This is a genomic window from Frankia sp. CeD (assembly GCF_000732115.1).
Taxonomy (GTDB): Bacteria; Actinomycetota; Actinomycetes; order Frankiales; family Frankiaceae; genus Frankia; species Frankia casuarinae.
Window position 1 is genome coordinate 200,130 of the sequence record NZ_JPGU01000004.1, and the last position, 17,497, is coordinate 217,626.

The 17,497-nt window shown below is 71.4% G+C and carries 13 protein-coding genes and 1 pseudogene; 4 read left to right on the forward strand and 10 right to left on the reverse strand.

Features of this window, described 5'->3' with window-relative positions; genetic code table 11:
- Nucleotide 1: 1 nt before the first annotated feature.
- The 3 genes from CED_RS04945 to dut all read right to left on the reverse strand — a co-directional run bounded on the left by CED_RS04945 (nucleotide 2) and on the right by dut (nucleotide 1,927).
- Nucleotides 2–388 (reverse strand): OB-fold nucleic acid binding domain-containing protein, encoded by a 387-nt coding sequence (locus CED_RS04945; protein WP_011435763.1) that lies wholly within the window; start codon nucleotides 386–388, stop codon nucleotides 2–4.
- A 254-nt stretch (nucleotides 389–642) separates the two neighbouring features.
- A complete protein-coding gene (locus CED_RS04950; RefSeq protein WP_011435762.1) occupies nucleotides 643–1,356 on the reverse strand; it encodes a DUF3710 domain-containing protein in 714 nt (237 codons plus the stop codon).
- Nucleotides 1,337–1,927, reverse strand: coding sequence for a dUTP diphosphatase (dut, locus tag CED_RS04955; protein ID WP_035908794.1), 591 nt, complete (start codon nucleotides 1,925–1,927; stop codon nucleotides 1,337–1,339). The genes CED_RS04950 and dut overlap by 20 nt, the downstream gene beginning before the upstream one ends.
- 248 nt (nucleotides 1,928–2,175) lie before the next feature.
- On the opposite strand from dut, the gene CED_RS04960 reads away from it, so the two are divergent.
- The 3 genes from CED_RS04960 to CED_RS04970 all read left to right on the forward strand — a co-directional run bounded on the left by CED_RS04960 (nucleotide 2,176) and on the right by CED_RS04970 (nucleotide 4,733).
- The gene (locus CED_RS04960) at nucleotides 2,176–2,502 is read left to right on the forward strand and encodes a DUF4235 domain-containing protein (RefSeq protein WP_011435760.1); all 327 of its coding nucleotides are present in this window, start codon (nucleotides 2,176–2,178) and stop codon (nucleotides 2,500–2,502) included.
- A 126-nt stretch (nucleotides 2,503–2,628) separates the two neighbouring features.
- Entirely contained in the window at nucleotides 2,629–3,147 is a 519-nt protein-coding gene (locus tag CED_RS04965; RefSeq protein ID WP_035908795.1) for a gamma carbonic anhydrase family protein, read from the forward strand.
- A 203-nt stretch (nucleotides 3,148–3,350) separates the two neighbouring features.
- A complete protein-coding gene (locus tag CED_RS04970; protein WP_035908797.1) occupies nucleotides 3,351–4,733 on the forward strand; it encodes a NarK/NasA family nitrate transporter in 1,383 nt (460 codons plus the stop codon).
- A gap of 19 nt (nucleotides 4,734–4,752) precedes the next feature.
- Here CED_RS04970 and valS read toward each other — a convergent pair whose 3' ends face one another.
- Entirely contained in the window at nucleotides 4,753–7,428 is a 2,676-nt protein-coding gene (gene valS / locus CED_RS04975; protein ID WP_035908798.1) for a valine--tRNA ligase, read from the reverse strand.
- 273 nt (nucleotides 7,429–7,701) lie between these two features.
- Between valS and CED_RS04980 the strand changes: the two genes are divergently transcribed.
- Nucleotides 7,702–8,508, forward strand: coding sequence for an inositol monophosphatase family protein (locus tag CED_RS04980; RefSeq protein WP_011435756.1), 807 nt, complete (start codon nucleotides 7,702–7,704; stop codon nucleotides 8,506–8,508).
- A 311-nt stretch (nucleotides 8,509–8,819) separates the two neighbouring features.
- On the opposite strand, the gene CED_RS04985 is transcribed toward CED_RS04980, so the two are convergent.
- The 6 genes and pseudogenes from CED_RS04985 to CED_RS05010 all read right to left on the reverse strand — a co-directional run.
- Complete coding sequence (locus CED_RS04985) at nucleotides 8,820–11,603, reverse strand: aconitate hydratase (RefSeq protein WP_035732921.1); 2,784 nt, start codon at nucleotides 11,601–11,603, stop codon at nucleotides 8,820–8,822.
- Between the two features lie 272 nt (nucleotides 11,604–11,875).
- Nucleotides 11,876–13,135, reverse strand: coding sequence for a glycosyltransferase (locus CED_RS04990; RefSeq protein WP_235186890.1), 1,260 nt, complete (start codon nucleotides 13,133–13,135; stop codon nucleotides 11,876–11,878).
- 165 nt (nucleotides 13,136–13,300) lie between these two features.
- Nucleotides 13,301–14,491, reverse strand: a complete 1,191-nt coding sequence (locus CED_RS04995) for a glycosyltransferase (RefSeq protein WP_035908800.1) — start codon at nucleotides 14,489–14,491, stop codon at nucleotides 13,301–13,303.
- Between the two features lie 135 nt (nucleotides 14,492–14,626).
- Nucleotides 14,627–15,973 carry a nucleotide sugar dehydrogenase gene (locus CED_RS05000; protein WP_035908802.1) on the reverse strand — a complete coding sequence of 449 codons (1,347 nt, stop codon included), beginning with the start codon at nucleotides 15,971–15,973 and terminating at the stop codon, nucleotides 14,627–14,629.
- A gap of 21 nt (nucleotides 15,974–15,994) precedes the next feature.
- On the reverse strand, nucleotides 15,995–17,182 hold the full coding sequence (wecB, locus tag CED_RS05005) for a non-hydrolyzing UDP-N-acetylglucosamine 2-epimerase (protein ID WP_035908870.1): 1,188 nt from the start codon (nucleotides 17,180–17,182) through the stop codon (nucleotides 15,995–15,997).
- Between the two features lie 107 nt (nucleotides 17,183–17,289).
- A pseudogene (locus tag CED_RS05010) lies at nucleotides 17,290–17,497 on the reverse strand (GDP-mannose 4,6-dehydratase); the annotation flags it as partial.

Consider the following 17,497-nt stretch of genomic DNA (forward strand, 5'->3'; position numbering starts at 1 on the left):
CCTAGGCGCTCGCCGACGGAACGGGGAGTAGTTCGTAACGCGGGTTGAAGATGATCGGACGGTTCTCCTGCACGGTAACGCGCCCGGAGGCCTTGACCGACGCGCCAGCCCGCAGGCCCGGGATGTCCCGGCGGCCGAGGAAGACCAACGTGACGGTGCCGCTACCGTCGTAGATGTCGACCTCCAGGGCCGGTGCACCCGACCGCGCACGTACCGTCACGGCCTGGATGGTACCCGCGACGCAGATCTCGTCCCGGTCACGACAGCCGCTCATCGGGGCGGCACCCGCCGCCGCCGAGGCCGCCTGGAGGTCCTCGGCGTCGAGCTCGCTCGTCCCTGCTGTCAGTCTGTGGAGCTTGCGCCCCAACCAGCCGCGTGACTCGCCCACGGCTCCTCCGATCCGGCTCGCCGGCGACTCGGCGCAAGCAACTGCGGCTCGAGCACGTCCAGCACGTTCAACACGTCTCATGCAACGCATGACCGGTACTCAATGTGCCCGCCCCGCATGGCGCCTTCGGCGCAATGCGGGGACCCCGGGCACAGGGCGCCGTACGGGGTCTCCGTCGAATCACCTCCGGTGACCCTCCTGGGAGAACCATCGGGCGCCTTCGGCGCAATGCGGGGACCCCGGGCACAGGGCGGTCAGCGGATCTCGGCTATACGCGCACCGCGCACGGGCATCTCGGGCCGTCCGCTGGTCGCCGAGGCGACCGGTCCGCCGGAACCATCGGGGTGATCGGGGTGATCGGTGATCTCTTTAGGCAGCCTCAGGGGCAACGGATCCCGCACCGGCATCGCGCCGTCACCACGAGAAATGATCAGATTGCGCAACGCGGCGTCCAGGAGGGGGCCGGCCGCCGGATCCTGTCCGGCCGCGCCAGTCACCACCGCCCGCAGAAACCAGCGCGGACCGTCCACACCGATCATCCGGCCCGGCACGGTCTCGCCCGGCCGCCCGGTCGGCAAGCTCATCCGCAGTTCGGGGCCGTAGCGACCGTCCGCCTCCGACCCACCGCCCCCCTGAATGGTCTCCAGGATCTCGGCCCGCACCTCGTCCCACAGGCCCCGGCTCTTCGGCGCCGCGAAGACGGAGAGCTCCATCGCGCTGCGCCCGTCGGTCACCAGCACCGTCAGCGGCTTGCCGGTCGACTCCTCGACCTGGAACTGCACCTGCATGCCGTCGAGCGCCGGAATCCGCAACGACCCGAGATCGAGGCGATGCACGTCGTCATCGGGTGCCTGCGCGATGTCGTAGGGACCATCGGGCTCCGACGAGCCCCGCGAGGTGACCTTCTCGGGGACGTCCATCTCGGAGGCCCCGCGACGGTCGAACTCCCTACGTCCTCGTCCGAACACCGGTGGTCTCCTTTCCTGCCCCCCCGGCGGACCCNAANCCCCCCGNGGAGCCNAACCCGCCGCTTCCGCGCACCGAGGCCGGCAGCTCATCGACCTCCCGGAACACGGCGTGCTCCACACGCTGCACGACCAGCTGGGCGATCCGGTCGCCCCGATGCAGGATGATCGTGTCAGATCGGTCGGTATTGATCAGAACGACTTTGATTTCTCCACGGTAACCGGCGTCCACCGTTCCCGGGGCGTTGACCACGGACAGGCCGTGCCGCGCGGCCAGGCCACTGCGCGGATGGACGAACGCCGCGTACCCGGCCGGCAGGGCGATGCTCAGACCGGTTCCGACCGTCGCCCGCTCCCCCGGGCCGAGCGTCACGTCCTGGGCCGTCACCAGGTCCGCCCCCGCGTCCGACGGCTGGGCGTACGCCGGCAGCGCCAGCTCGCGGTCCGACCGGCGGACGAGGATCTCCACCCGACCCGGTACGGCGGGCGCGGGCTGCACGGCGAGTGGCACCGCGGACACGGGAGGCGGGGCGGTGGGCGGGGCGGTGGGCGTCGTCGGATCGGTGGCGGTCATGGCTCTCCTGGTCGAGGGTGCCCGGTCCGGGCGTGACCCCCACGCTAGGCCATGGCCCTCGTCCCGCCATCGGCCTGCCGGTCCGACGGGCCGCAGCAAGCCCCGGACTCCGGCGGGCGTATCCCGGCGTGATCGGATAGCAGATGATCCGAGAGGCCAAGACGATCCGAGGGGCCAAGCAGGCCGGTCGGGGTAAGCAGGGGGCGGGCGGACCGACATGGTCCTCGCCGAGGAACGAGAGGTGTGGGGTGGCGAAAGCAGCGTCAAAGCTGGGATGGAAGATCGTCGGCGGAGGGGCGACCGCGCTCGCGGGCATGGCCGCGAGCCGAGTCGTGAACGCCCTGTACCGCAAGGTACGCAAGTCCGACCCGCCGGCCAACCCGGCGGACCCGGACACCGCCTGGACGGAGGCCGTCGCCTGGGCGGCGATCTCGGGTCTCGCGATCGGGATCGGCCGGTTGGCGGCCGAGCGCGCGGCCGCGCGCGGATGGGCCCGGGCGACGGGTTCACCGCCGCCCGGCATGCTCCACCCGAAGACCTCCTTCTCCGAGGAGTGGACGGCATCCGAGGACTGAACGCGTGACCGACGAGCACCGACCACGAGCCGCTCTCCGGGGTACCCGGCTGCTCCTTTCCAGGCACGATGGGATCAACCGGTGCGCCGTCCGGATCGGCGGCGTCGCGATCAGCGGGAGGCTCGGATGGCCGTGTACGCCCTGGGGAACGCCGTCCCCACCATCGATCCCACGGCCTACGTCCATCCGGACGCGACGGTCATCGGCACGGTGACGATCGGGCCCGAGTCCACGGTGTGGCCGGGCGCGGTGCTGCGTGGCGACTACGGGACGATCGAGATCGGTGCCCGCACGTCCATCCAGGACGGCACGGTGATCCACGCCACCGAGGAGCTCACCACGGTAGTGGGCGACGACTGCACCGTCGGGCATCTGGCTCACCTGGAGGGTTGTGTCGTCGAGGACGGCGCCCTGGTCGGTTCCGGTTCGGTGGTACTCCACCGGGTCCGGATCGGCCGGGGCGCGCTGGTCGGCGCGGGCGCGGTCGTCGTGGGCGGCACGGTCGTGCCGCCGGGCGCGAGGGCGCTCGGCGTGCCGGCGAAGATCCTGCCGGACTCCGTCGCCCCGGGTGCCCTCGCCGCCGGGGCCGCGATCTACGTGGCGAACGGCAAGCACTACCGCGAGCAGCTACGCCGGATCGACTGACCGGTCGACCGCCGGGCCACCCACGCCTCGCCCAGCCCTCCCGGCGGGTCCGCCGACGGCCCGACGGCCGGTGCGCCCGAGGTCTCACCGTTGGGTCCCCACCCAGGTGAGCGGATGTCTCAGAGAGTGTCACAGCCGACGCCGCGCCACGTAACGGCGCGTTCCTACCGTCGTGGCATCACCCGCACCTCGGAGGATCATCTATGAGCGCCACGCTGGAAGGCGTCCCGACTACCGGCACCGTGACCGGTCCGTCCCGACGCGGCCACTGGATCGACGACTGGCGGCCCGAGGACCGCACCTTCTGGAACAACGGCGGTTCCCNCATCGCCCNCCGAAACCTGATCTTCTCGATCCTGGCCGAGCACATCGGGTTCTCGATCTGGTCGCTGTGGGCGGTGACGGTCCTGTTCCTCGGACCGGCCTACCACATCGACCCGGCCGGCAAGTTCCTGTTGACCTCGCTGCCCGCGCTCGTCGGCAGTGCGCTGCGGATCCCCTACACCTTCGCCGTCGCCCGGTTCGGGGGGCGTAACTGGACCATCTTCAGCGCGGCGTTGCTCCTCGTGCCGACGATCCTCGCGGCCGTCGTTCTCTCCCCCGGCGTCTCCTACCCCACCCTGCTGATCGTCGCCGCGGTCGCGGGGGTCGGAGGCGGTAACTTCGCCTCCTCGATGACCAACATCAACGCCTACTACCCGGAGCGGCTGAAGGGCTGGGCCCTGGGGCTGAACGCCGGCGGCGGAAACCTGGGGGTGGCCGCGATCCAGCTTGTCGGCCTGCTCGTCCTCGCCACCGCCGGCAAGGACCACCCCCGGGTCGTCCTTGCCGTCTACATCCCGCTGATCGTCCTGGTGACGCTCGGCGCGGCGCTGTTCATGGACAACCTGTCGAGCGCGAAGAACGACCGGGGGGCGATGCGCGACGTCGCCCGTGACGGTCACACCTGGGTGATATCGCTGCTCTACATCGGCACGTTCGGGTCGTTCATCGGGTTCGGCTTCGCGTTCGGCCAGGTGCTCCAGGTGCAGTTCCACGACCAGTTCAGCACCCCGATCAAGGCCGCCTACCTGACCTTCCTCGGTCCGCTGCTCGGCTCGCTGATCCGCCCGGCCGGCGGCATCCTGGCGGACCGCGTCGGCGGAGCGAAGGTCACCTTCGTCAACTTCGTGGCGATGGCGGCCGCGGCNGCGATCGTGCTCGTCGCCTCGCTGACGGAGTCGCTTCCTCTGTTCCTGGTCGGGTTCATCGCGCTGTTCGTCTTCAGTGGCGTCGGGAACGGGTCGACGTACAAGATGATCCCGGCGATCTTCCGGGCGAAGGCCCAGGCCAGCATCGACGCCGGTGGCGACCCGGTCGCGGCGCAGCACTCGGCCCGGCGGCTGTCCGGAGCCCTCATCGGCCTGGCCGGCGCGATCGGCGCGTTCGGCGGGGTGCTGGTGAACCTGGCCTTCCGGCAGTCGTTCCTGAGCTACCGGACCGGCAACGCGGCGTACATCTCCTTCATCGCCTTCTACGCGCTGTGCTTCGTGGTGACCTGGTTCGTGTATCTGCGGCCCTCGGCCAGGCGTCTTGCCGGCATCTGATCCCGGCTGTGCCCGGTGTTCAGGCCAGTTCGACGGCGACGGCGATCTCGCCGCCGGTCGGGCTCAGCGTGAGCTCCCGGATGCTGCCGGCGCTGCGCAGGTCCGCGGCCACCGACTCGACGAGGGCGACGAGGTCGGCCTCGCCGCTGATCCGGACGCTCGCGACCTCGGCCTTCTGCGACACCTTCGCCTCGGACTTGGCCCGGCGGACACCGGACAGCGCCGCCCCGACGGCACCGAGGAGCTCCACGCGGGCGCCCTCGGCGAGCTTGCGGATCTCGGCGGCGTCCGGCCAGCTCGCCCGGTGCACCGAACCGGGACGCCACCAGGACCAGACCTCCTCGGTGACGAACGGCAGGACCGGGGCGAACAGCCGGAGCAGCGCTGACAGGGCCACCGAGAGCGTGGTGTGCGCGGAGGCCGCGCCCGCCGCCCCGGAGGAGCCGTACGCCCGGCCCTTCACAAGCTCGACGTAGTCGTCACAGAACCGCCAGAAGAACGACTCGGTGACCTCGAGGGCCCGGGCGTAGTCGTAGCCGTCGAAGGCCGCGGTGGCGGCGTCGACCACGTCGGCCAAGGCGGCCAGCAGGGCACGGTCCAGCGGTTCACTGGCCGGGGCGGGGGCCGCCCCGGCGTCGGAGACCTCGGCGTCGGAGACCCCGGCGTCGGGGGTCACGGCAAGACCGAGCGCGAACCGGCTGGCGTTGAGGANCTTGATGGCGAGCCGGCGGCCGTTCTTCATCTGGCCGACATCGAAGGCGGTGTCGGTACCCGGCCGCCCGGACGCCGCCCAATAACGGACCGCGTCCGACCCATGCTCCTCGAGCAGGCCCATCGGGGTCACCACGTTGCCCTTGGACTTCGACATCTTCTTACGGTCCGGGTCGAGGATCCAACCGGAGATCGCCGCGTTCGACCAGGGCAGCACGTCGAACTCGGCGTGGGTGCGCACCACCGTCGAGAACAACCAGGTCCGGATGATCTCGTGCGCCTGCGGACGCAGGTCCATCGGGAAGACCCGGGAGAACAGATCGGTATCGTGCTCCCAGCCGCTGGCGATCAGTGGGGTGAGCGAAGACGTCGCCCAGGTGTCCATCACGTCGGGGTCGGCGGCAAACCCGCCGGGCACGCCCCGCTGCTCGGCGGCGTACCCGGGCGGGACGTCGCTGGACGGGTCGACCGGCAGCGAGGCCTCGTCGGGCACGATCGGCGCGTCATACCGCGGCGCACCGGCGGCGTCCAGCGGGTACCACACCGGGAACGGCACGCCGAAGAACCGCTGCCGGCTGATCAGCCAGTCGCCGTTGAGGCCGTCGACCCAGTTCTCGTAGCGGACCTTCATGTAGTCCGGGTACCAGCGCAGCTCCTGGCCGCGTCCACGCAGCGCGGCCCGCAGCGGCTCGTCCCGCCCGCCGTTGCGGAGGTACCACTGGCGGGNCGTCACGATCTCCNGCGGCCGGNCGCCCTTCTCGTAGAACTTGACCGGATGGGNGATCGGCCGCGGATCGCCGAGCAGCGCGCCGGACCCGGCGAGCAGTTCGACGATCCGCGCCCGGGCGCTGTGCACGGTCTTTCCGGCGAGCTCGGCGTACCGCTCCCGGCCGGCCGCGGAGGTGACGGCGCCCGGTGGGTCCGGGATGAACCGGCCGTCACGGCCGATCACCGCACGCGCCGGCAGCCGCAGCTCGCGCCACCACGTCACGTCGGTGAGGTCGCCGAAGGTGCAGATCATCGCGATGCCGGATCCCTTTTCGGGGTCGGCCAACCGGTGCGCGACCACCGGGACCTCAACGTCGAACAGCGGGGTCCGCACCGTGGCGCCGAACAACGACTGGTAACGCGGGTCGTCCGGATGGGCGACCAGGGCGACGCAGGCGGGCAGCAGCTCGGGACGGGTCGTCTCGATGACAATCGGGTCCGCCAGATCCCCGGAGCCCGCCAGATCCCCGGAGCCCGCCGGGTCCAGCCCGCTGCTCGGGGCGGAGACGCCCGACCGGGGGAAGGCCAGGCTGTGGTACGCGCCGGGGCGGTCCCGGTCCTCCAGCTCGGCCTGGGCCACCGCGGTACGGAAGGTGACGTCCCACAGCGTCGGGGCCTCGGCAAGATAGGCCTCCCCCCGAGCGAGGTTGCGCAGAAAGGCCCGCTGCGCAACGGTCCGCGACCGGGCGTCGATCGTCGCGTAGGTGTACGACCAGTCGACGGAGAGCCCCAGCCTGCGCCAGAGCTGCTCGAAGCCCTTCTCGTCCTCCAGGGTCAGCCGCTCGCAGAGCTCGACGAAGTTGCGTCGCGAGATCGGGACCTGCTCCTTGCCGGGCTTGTCCGGCGGAGTGAAACCCGGGTCGTAGGGCAGCGACGGCTCGCAGCGGACAGCGAAGTAGTTCTGGACCCGGCGCTCGGTCGGCAGCCCGTTGTCGTCGAAGCCCATCGGGTAGAAGACCTCGCGACCCCGCATCCGCTGGTAGCGGGCGATCAGGTCGGTGTGGGTGTACGAGAAGACGTGCCCCACGTGCAGGGAACCGCTGACGGTCGGCGGCGGGGTGTCGATGGAGTAGACCTGCCCGCGGTCGACCGTCCGGTCGAACGCGTAGGTGCCCTCGTCCTGCCATACCGTCGACCAGCGCGCCTCGATGCCGTCCAGGCTCGGCTTCGCCGGGACCGCGCGGGTGGACCGTTCCGTACCGTCTGTCGCAACCACAAGTAACGATCCTACGGGCGCCTCGATCGTGGTCATCGACCGCCGAGGTCCCCCGGTCGGCGGACCGGCGAGGTTCCGGCCCGGGCAGGCGCCCCTGGGCCGGAGCCGGAGCCGGAACGGAACGGAAACGGGAAGCGGAAGAGGTCGACGGACGTGACACCTCTCACGTTCCATGGGGAGTACACGACCGGCCGTCTTGGCAGGATGAACCGTTGAACGGACCGTACTCCCGTGCCGATCCCCACTTCGTGCCGATCCCTGGAGCGCCGGACGATGAGCGACCTGCCAGACCCGGACGAACTGCTCGCCATTGCGCTGACGATCGCCCGTGCGGCGGGTGACCTGCTCGCGCGGGGCCGGGAGGGCACCGTGGCCGCGGAGACGACGAAGTCGTCTCCCACCGACGTCGTGACCGCTCTCGACCGCGCCTCCGAGGCGCTCGTCGCCCGGCGGCTCGCCGAACTGCGCCCCGGCGACGGACTGCTCGGCGAGGAGGGTTCGGACTCCGCCGGCACGACCGGGGTGCGCTGGATCGTCGACCCGCTCGACGGGACGGTGAACTTCCTCTACCGGCTGCCCAACTGGGCGGTCTCGATCGCCGCCGAGGTCGACGGGGAGGTCGTCGCCGGGGTTGTGCACGCCCCGGCGCTGGGCGCGACCTACACCGCCACGCGGGGCGGCGGATCGTACCGGGACGGGGAACCGCTGACCGGCTCCACGGTGACGACGCTGGCCGGCGCCCTCGTCGCAACGGGTTTCGGCTACACGGCGTCCCGCCGGGCCGCGCAGGCCGCTGTCGCCAGCCGGGTGGTGCCCCGGGTGCGCGACCTCCGTCGGATGGGTGCGGCCTCGCTGGACCTGTGCGCGGCGGCCGGCGGCCTCGTCGACGCCTACTACGAGCGTGGGCTGAAGCCCTGGGACCAGGCCGCCGGCGGCCTGGTGGCGGTGGAGGCCGGGCTGCGGGTCGGTGGGCTGCACGGCCGCCCGGCGGGCGAAGATCTCACCGTCGCCGCCCCGCCGGCCCTGTTCCCGGCGCTGACCGCCCTGCTCGCCGAGGATCCCCCCGCCGACCGCGACTGAGGTCCCCGACCGGGCGAGCCCACCACCGGCCCCGCTCACGGCCAGGGCACGACGTCGTCGATTCCGGCTGCGACGAGCGCCCGACTGAGACCGCCGCGGGAGCGGATCCCGAGGTACCACTGTCGACGGCGTAGACCGACTTGACGGTGGCGTCCCACTGTCCGGGCATGACGGTGTTCCTCCCCAACTGATACCGCTGACGGCGTGTCGCTTCTCAGTCCGGGAAACGGGAACGGGGGCGCGCGGCATGCGGACCGGCGGGNGGGGNNGGNNGGGNGNGNNNNCGCCGGCCCCGGATCATCGGTCGTGGGCTACAGCAACGAGCGCAGGACGTACAGCAGGATCCCGCCGTGGCGGTAGTACTCCGCCTCGCCGGGGGTGTCGATCCGCACGACCGCCTCGAAGGTCTTGTCGCCGGCACGTACCGTGATGGGCGGGGTCCTCTCGTCCACCTCGGCGAGGCCCGTGATGGTGAACGTCTCCTCCCCGGTCAGGCCGAGCGACTCCACCGACTCGCCGGCGGGGAACTGCAGCGGCAGCACGCCCATACCGATCAGATTCGACCGGTGGATGCGCTCGTAGGACTCGGCGATGACCGCCCGCACGCCGAGCAGCGAGGTACCCTTCGCCGCCCAGTCCCGGGAGGAACCCGAGCCGTACTCCTTACCAGCCAGGATCACCAGCGGCACACCCTCGGCGGCGTATTTCTGCGCGGCGTCGTAGATGGCCAGCTGCTCGCCGTCTGGCAGGTGCCGGGTGACGCCGCCCTCGGTGCCCGGCGCCAGCCGGTTGCGCAACCGGATGTTGGCGAACGTGCCGCGGATCATCACCTCGTGGTTGCCGCGCCGCGACCCGTAGGAGTTGAAGTCGGCGGGCGCGACCCCGTGCTCGGTGAGGTAGCGGCCGGCAGGCGAGTCCTTCTTGATCGAACCAGCCGGGGAGATGTGGTCGGTGGTGACCGAGTCGCCGAGCACCGCCAGCACCCGGGCGTCGATGATGTCGGTCCGGGCCTCCGGCTTCGCCGCCATCCCCTCGAAGTACGGAGGGTGCCGGACGTAGGTGGAGTCGGGCGCCCAGGCGAACGTCCGCGACACCTCCCCGCCATCACCGAGCGGCAGCGAACGCCAGCGCTCGTCACCGGACAGGTCGGCGTAGTCGGACTCGTACATCTCGGACTGGATGGCGTCGCCGACGACCGCGGCGACCTCGGCCTCGCTCGGCCAGATGTCACGCAGGTAGACGGGCTCCCCGCCGGTGCCGGTGCCCAGCGGGTCGGTGTCGAGGTTGATGTCCATGGTGCCGGCCAGCGCGTAGGCGACCACCAGCGGCGGGGACGCCAGGNAGTTCATCTTGATGTCGGGGTTGATCCGGCCCTCGAAGTTGCGGTTGCCCGACAGCACGCTGACCACCGCCAGGTCCGCGTCGTTCACCGCGGCACTGATCTCCTCCGGCAGCGGCCCGGAGTTACCGATGCAGGTGGTGCAGCCGAACCCGACCAGGTTGAAGCCGACCTTGTCCAGGTAGGGCACGAGCCCCGCCCGCTCGTAGTAGTCCATGACCACCTTCGAGCCCGGCGCGAGGGTGGTCTTCACCCACGGCTTGCGGGTGAGCCCCTTCTCGACGGCGTTGCGGGCCAGCAGGGCAGCGCCGATCATGACCTGCGGGTTGGACGTGTTGGTGCAGGAGGTGATGGCCGCGACGGCGACGGCGCCGTGGTCGATCTCGACGCCCGTGCCGTCGGCGAGGGTGACCGCCGTCGGGTTGGACGGGCGGGCGGCGACGTCCCCGACCACGGCGTTCACCGAGATCGGGGCGTCGGAGGGCTTGTCGGCGAATGCGGCCGCCGGGTCGGAGGCCGGGAAGGACTCGGCATCCGCCTCGTCCGCGCCGCCGTTCGTGAGCACCAGGGGCTGGGCGTAGTCGACCAACGCCGCCCGGAAGGCCTGCTTCGCGCTCGCCAGCGGCACCCGGTCCTGCGGGCGCTTGGGCCCGGCAAGCGACGGCTCGACGGTGGACAGGTCCAGCTCAAGGGTGGTCGTGTAAGCGGCCTCGCGGCTCGGGTCGTGCCAGAGGCCCTGCTCCTTGGCGTACGCCTCGACCAACGCCACCAGCTCCGCGGGACGGCCGGTCAGCCTGAGGTAGTTCAGTGTCTCCGCGTCGATCGGGAAGATCGCGCAGGTGGAGCCGTACTCGGGGCTCATATTGCCGATGGTCGCCCGGTTCGCCAGCGGGACGTTCGTCACGCCGTCGCCGTAGAACTCGACGAACCGGCCGACGACGCCGTGCCGACGCAGCATCTCGGTAATGACGAGCACCATGTCGGTCGCGGTGGTGCCCGTCGGCAGCTCGCCGGTCAGCTTGAAGCCCACCACAGTGGGGATAAGCATGCTCACCGGCTGGCCGAGCATGGCGGCCTCGGCCTCGATGCCGCCGACGCCCCAGCCGAGCACGCCGAGACCGTTGATCATCGTGGTGTGGCTGTCCGTGCCCACGAGGGTGTCGGGGTAGGCCAGCGTCCCATCGGCCGTCTGCTTCGTGAAGACGACCCGGGCGAGGTGCTCCAGGTTGACCTGGTGCACGATGCCGGTGTTCGGCGGGACGACGGTGAAGTTGTCGAACGCCTCCTGACCCCAGCGCAGGAACTGGTAACGCTCCCGGTTGCGGCCGAACTCCAGCGCCGCGTTGAGCTCGAACGCGTCCGGCCGGCCGAAGTGGTCGGCGATGATCGAGTGGTCGATCACGAGCTCGGCGGGGGCCAGCGGATTGATCTTCGATGGGTCGCCGCCGAGGGCGGCCATCGCCTCCCGCATGGCGGCAAGGTCCACCACACACGGCACACCGGTGAAGTCCTGCATGATGACGCGGGCGGGCGTGAACTGGATCTCCTGGCTGGGGGCGGCCGAGGGATCCCAGTTCGCCAGCGCCCGGACGTGGTCCGCGGTGATGTTCGCGCCGTCCTCGGTACGCAGAAGGTTCTCCAACAGCACCTTGAGGCTGTAGGGGAGTCGATCGGCCCCGGGCACCGCGTCCAGCCGCCTGATCGTGTAGGTGCGATCACCCACCACGAGCGATCCGGTACTGCCGAAGGTGTCCATCGTTCTCCTCCTCGTCGCCCGCCGCCCGCCACCCGCGAGCGGCGGGGCTCGCTCCCATGGCCCCNCCCNGCTGGCCGCACCATGGTGACACCGGACCCACGGCCCCGGGTGGGCACGCATCCGGCGCCTGCCTGCCTCGGCCAGCTCCGTCCCATCCTGGCATTCCGGCGCGTCTCGCACCGCGCCCGCGACGCTGTGACCCCGCCGACCCTCCGGGTCGGCGGGAACCGCCAGGGCCTCCCGAACAAGGTCGTCACGCCCGACTCCAGCAATTACTTAACACTGCTAACAGTAGCGGAAGCTGCCGGCGGCCCCTGCCCACAACGGCGGAATGTTCGGCAATAATCACCCCACCTGCGGGTGAACTCGTTCTTNCGGTCCCCGGTGCATCCCGGCACGCTCCGGCCCGGGCCGGAGCACGCGTGCCACGACCGCGCGCCGCGCACGGCCTCGTGCAGGGCAGCGACGACGTCCTGGCTCAACGACCGGCGATCCAGCAGCTTCTCGGCCCGTGCCCGCGCGGCGAAGCCTCGGTCGCGCGCGGCGGGTGTCCGCCGGCCGGCCGCGGCGTCGGTGAGACACTCCGCCACCGCCACCGCGTCGCCGGGTGCCACCAGCCAGCCGGTCTCGTCGTCCACCAGCTCGCTGATCGCCCCGACCCGCGTCGCCACGGTCGGTACCCCGCAGGCCGACGCCACCCCGATGGCGCCGTAGTCCTCCACCCAGGAGGACACCACGTTCACATCGGCGGCGGCGTAGTACGGCCGCACGTCGCGGACACCGTGCACCCAGCGCACCGCCGCCGCGCCGGGAAGCGCCCCGGCCCAGACCCGGACCCGCTCGCGGTAACGGACCGCGGCCTCGTTGCGCCGACCGGCGACGTCCTCCCCGCCCTCGGGAGCCCCGTCAACGAGGATCAGGGTGCCGCGACCGCCCAGCTCGACGAACCGCGACCAGGCCGCCAGCAGTACCTCGTGGCCCGCCNCCCCCCGGCCCGGATGGACAAGACGACCGGGCGGGTGGAAGTGCGCCNCCCGCACCGCCACGAACCCGTTCTCGGGCAGATCGAGATCCGTCCGGACCGCCCGGCGCTCCCGGTCGTCCGCCGGCGTGAACCGGTCCAGATCCACGCCGTAGGACACGGTGCGCAGGCGGCGCACCGGCTGGCCGAGCGCGGCGTAGCGGCACCGGACGTCGGAGGTCGGCGCGATCAGCAGGTGATCGAGCCGACAGAGCACCCGCTCGACCGGCCGGATCAGCGGGTGGTCCAGGTGCAGAGGGTTCGCGACCATGTACACGCGGGTGATCGTGGTGCCCACGGTGGCGAGGCGGGCGGCCACCGCCGAGGCGTAGTGGNGGTAGTGGACGACGTCCGCCCCGAGCGCGGCCAGCTCCGCCCGCAGCCGGAGAATCCCACCGGCCTGACGGCGGATCGACGCTCCCCGGTGCGGCACGGGGCTCGCGACGACCTCCACGCCGCCCGCGGTCAACTCCCGGGCCAGTGGACTGTCGACGTGGTCGGGCGGGGGCATCAGGACGATGACGCGGTCCCCGCTCTCCCTTTCGGCTACGGCGTGCGCGACGGGCCNCCGCGGGCCGNCCCCCGCCTCGAGCAAGGTGACTATCTTCATCGTGGGCGGTCGTCCTTCCTGGTCGTGGCCGGACGGTGGCGGTACCCGGACGGGCGGGGACGCCGGCTACGACCACACCGCCGTGATGTCGCGTTGCCAGTGCTCCATCGTGAACGGGGACCGGCGCAGCAGACGCATCGCCTCCCGGCGCTGATCAATGGTCGGGGGAACGGCGGTGAGCATCTCGGCGGNGTCGGCCCAGACCGCGTCGGAGATACGCAGCGGCAGGATCGTCACGCCGGGGAGCAGCCGGGCGATCTCGTCGACCCCGGGCAGGTCCGCGCAGAGCACGGGCGTCCCGACCGCGCAGGCCTCGAGCACGATGCCGGTCAGGCCCTCGTGGCGGGAGGTGACCAGCAGCAGCGAGGCCGCGACCAGCAGGCGTGGGATCTCAAGAACCTCGCCGATGAACTCGACGTGGTCAGCGACGCCACGTCGAGACGCCAGCGCGACCAGCCGGGCCGTCTCGGCGGCATCCTGACGACCCACGAAGAGGAGCCGGGCGTTCACAGACCGCCCCCGCAGCGCCGCGAGAATCTCCACGGCCCGGTCCCGGCTCTTCGCCGAATCCGGGCAGGCAACGTGGACGATGGTGACAAGCTCCTGATCGTCCTCGGCGAGTTCCTCCGCGCGGCGGCGGGCCGCGATGGCGACGCCGACCGGTTCCAGCTCGACGCCGTGGTAGATGACGCGGCAACGGGAGTCGAGCCGCCAGTTCTCCCGCCACAGACCCCGCATCACCGCCTCGCTCACCGCGACCAGATGGGTGGCGAACCGGTCGAGCAGCAACCGGCCGACGATCCGCCGCACCCGGCCGCCCAGGCTGTCGCCGTGCCGGTCCGGGGCATCGGCGAGGTAGGCGACGCGGCGCCGAACCCCCCCGAGCCGGGCCAGCGCGAGGACCACCCCGGAGAGGATCGTCACGTCCGCCTGCACCACCTCCGCCTGCACCACGTCCGGGCGTACCTGGCGCAGCAGCCTCAGGAAGGACCATGGAAAGCGCCAGTCGGCCCGGCAGTGGTACACCTCGCCGCCGAGCGCCCGGATCTCACCGTCGAACGCTCCTGCCGCGCCGGACGTCACCGCGAACAACAGCCGGAACTCGTCCTGGTCGAGGCGGCGGAGCAGGTTCACGGCCCCCGGATGAATGCCGGAGCGCTCCATCCGGTTCAGCACCTTCAGCACCGTTATCGGGCCCCGGCGCCGCCACCCACTCGGCCGGTGATGGAACCACGCGTCGGTGGCGACGACCCGCATGGCACCCGCCCCTCCGCCCGCACCCTCTCGATGACGATAATTTTCAGTTATCATTCAACTACATAAAGATACGAGAAGATACGGGAAGATGCGGGACGCCGCGAGGGTGGGATGGCGTCAGAAGGTGGGAGGGGGTCACAGGGGTTCCACGGCGAACGCAAGCTCGTCGTGCCGCGCGACCTGCGCCGGTATCAGCGGGTGTCCCCCGCCTGCCGCCACCGGCCGGCGGCCCCGGTCGTGCGTGGGCAGCCAGTGCCGGGTGTCGAGGACCGCACAGGCATGCCGTGCCACCTGGTCACGGTCGAAGGCGTCGTGGTCGACCAGGAGCACCACCAGATCCGCGGCCGCAAGCTCTCCCGCATCCACCTCCACCAGGGTCACCCGGGGCGGCAGCCGGGCCGCGTCGACGTGCGGGTCCGCCGCTCGCACGTGGGCACCGAGGTCGGCGAGCAGGGTGGCCACCCGCGTCGCGGGCGACTCGCGCGCATCCCCGGTGTTCTTCTTGTAGGCGAGTCCCAGCAGCAGGATGCGGCTGCCCGCGACCGACCGTCGCCGGGTGTTGAGCATCTCGGTGACCCGCCGCACCACGTGGTCAGGCATGTGGTCGTTGATGTCGTTGGCGAGCTCGACGAATCGGAAGCTGCGGCCGAGGCTGCGGCGCNCCCGCCAGGACAGGTACGACGGGTCGATGGGCAGGCAGTGGCCGCCGACCCCCGGGCCGGGAGTGAACCGCAGATACCCGAACGGCTTGGTGGAGGCCGCGTCGATCGCCTCCCACACGTCGACGCCGAGTTCGTGCGCGAACATCGCCAGTTCGTTCACCAGCGCGATGTTGACATGCCGGAAGGTGTTCTCCAGCAGTTTGGTGAGTTCGGCGGTCCGGGTCGAGCCGACCGGAACCGTCCGCTCGACCACGGTGTCGTAGAAGGCGCTCACGGCCGCCAGGGAGTCCTCGTGCACCCCGGAGACGACCTTGGGGGTGTTCACCAGGTTCCACACCCGGTTACCCGGATCGATCCGCTCCGGCGAGTAGCCGAGATGGAAGTCGATACCAGGGTGCAGACCGGAACCCTCGGTGAGCAGCGGGGCGAACAGCTCCTCGGTCGTCCCCGGATAGGTCGTCGACTCCAGGATCACGGTCACGCCCGGCCGGACCAGCGGCGCGAGGCTGCGCGCCGCGCCCACGATGTAGGACAGGTCGGGAGCCCCCTCCCGCAACGGGGTAGGGACAGTGATCACCGCGACGTCGAACGCCGCGGCGCGGGCGTAGTCCGACGTCGGCTCGTACCGGCCCGACCCCAACGCTGCCACGAGCTGCCTGTCGGGGATGTCCTCGACGTAGGACCGCGCGGCGGCCAGCCGGGCGACACGGCTCTCGTCCACGTCCACCCCGACGACCCGCCAACCCACATCGACCGCCCGCATCGCGAGCGGGAGACCGACGTATCCCTGCCCGACGACCACCAGCTTCTTCGAAGTCATACACATAGTGTGTCAGATTGTTTACATAGAGAGAGGTAGGTGGCTAGCTGTGTCCTGGGTCGGCGGACGGATCGCCGGATCCGGTGCGCCCGGACGGCCCGGTTCCGGCGGGGGGGCGACCACCCGGGCCAGAATTCGCGCGATGCGGCGGGCGGCGTGGCCGTCCCACAAGGCCGGACGCCGGGGCGCAGGCGGCCGCTCCAGGGTGTCGAACGCGGCCGTGACCACCACCCTCCGGTCCCGACCCACCACCCGGTTGGTACCCTCGGTAACAGTCAATGGACGTTCCGTCGAGTCACGGAGCGTCAGGCATGGTACTCCCAGCACGGTGGACTCCTCCTGCACGCCGCCGGAATCGGTGAGCACGAGACGCGCCCCGGCCTGCAACGCCAGGGAGTCGAGATAGCCCACGGGTCCGAGCAGCCGAACCCCCGGAGGGAGCATCCCGGCCAGCCGCGCCGCCGTACGGGGATGCGCCGGGAAGACCAGCGGGCAGCGCACCGCGATCTCCCCGAGCGCCCCGAGCAGCCCGGCGAGCACGTCCGGATCGTCGACGTTGGCGGGCCGGTGCATGGTCACCAGGCCGTACCCGCCCGGGTGCAGGCCGAGCTCGGTCAGCGTCGGCCGGCCCAGCGCCTCGTCCCGGCACGCCAGGAGGGTGTCCACCATGACGTTGCCGACGAGATGGACCGCCCGGGGGGGCAGGCCCTCCCGGTACAGATGCTCCACCGCGTCCGGTGAGGTCGCGAACAGCTGGTCGCACACGTGGTCGGTGACAACACGGTTGATCTCCTCGGGCATGGACCGGTCACCGCTACGCAGTCCCGCCTCCACGTGGGCAACGGGCACGCCCGCCTTCGCCGCGACGAGCGCACAGGCCAGAGTTGAGTTGACATCGCCGACCACGANGACGATCTCCGGGGCAAGCCGGTCGAGCAACGGCTCGAACGACGTCATGACCGCGGCCGTCTGCACGGCGTGGGAGCCCGATCCGGCCGCGAGGTGATGGTCAGGGGGGCGCAGCCCGAGATCGGCGAAGAACACCTCGCTCATCGCCTCGNCATAGTGCTGTCCGGTGTGCACGAGCGTGGTCCGGAAACCCTCCGCGTCGAGGGCGTCCAGAATCGGCTTGATCTTGATGAAGTTCGGCCGCGCCCCGGCCACGACCACCGCGTGCGGCCTCGGCGCGAGCCCGGACTCGGCGAGCATCGGGACCGGTCCGGACCGGCGGCGCGCGGCCGCGAGTGGAGCCCGCGGCGCGGGCAGACCATCCACCGGTACACCGGCGACGGGCTCACCACCCGCAGGTACGCCGGTCACGAGCGGACCCCGGAACGATCCGATCCGCCGCGCGGCTGGTCGACGACGGTAGGCCCGGCGGGACGGGCCGCCCCAGCCCGCCCGGCGGGGGCCGCGAGCCCGTCGCGCGCGGCCGATTCCGTCTCGGTGGCGACGTCGGCGTCCACCATCATCGCCACCAACTCCTCGAACCCCACCCGCGGCTTCCACCCCAACACCTCCCGC

Coding starts and splice junctions, on each gene's coding strand:
- CED_RS04965 (WP_035908795.1), top strand. CDS start 2,629: ATGGCCGTGTACGCCCTGGGGAACGCCGTCCCCACCATCGATCCCACG.
- CED_RS04980 (WP_011435756.1), top strand. CDS start 7,702: ATGAGCGACCTGCCAGACCCGGACGAACTGCTCGCCATTGCGCTGACG.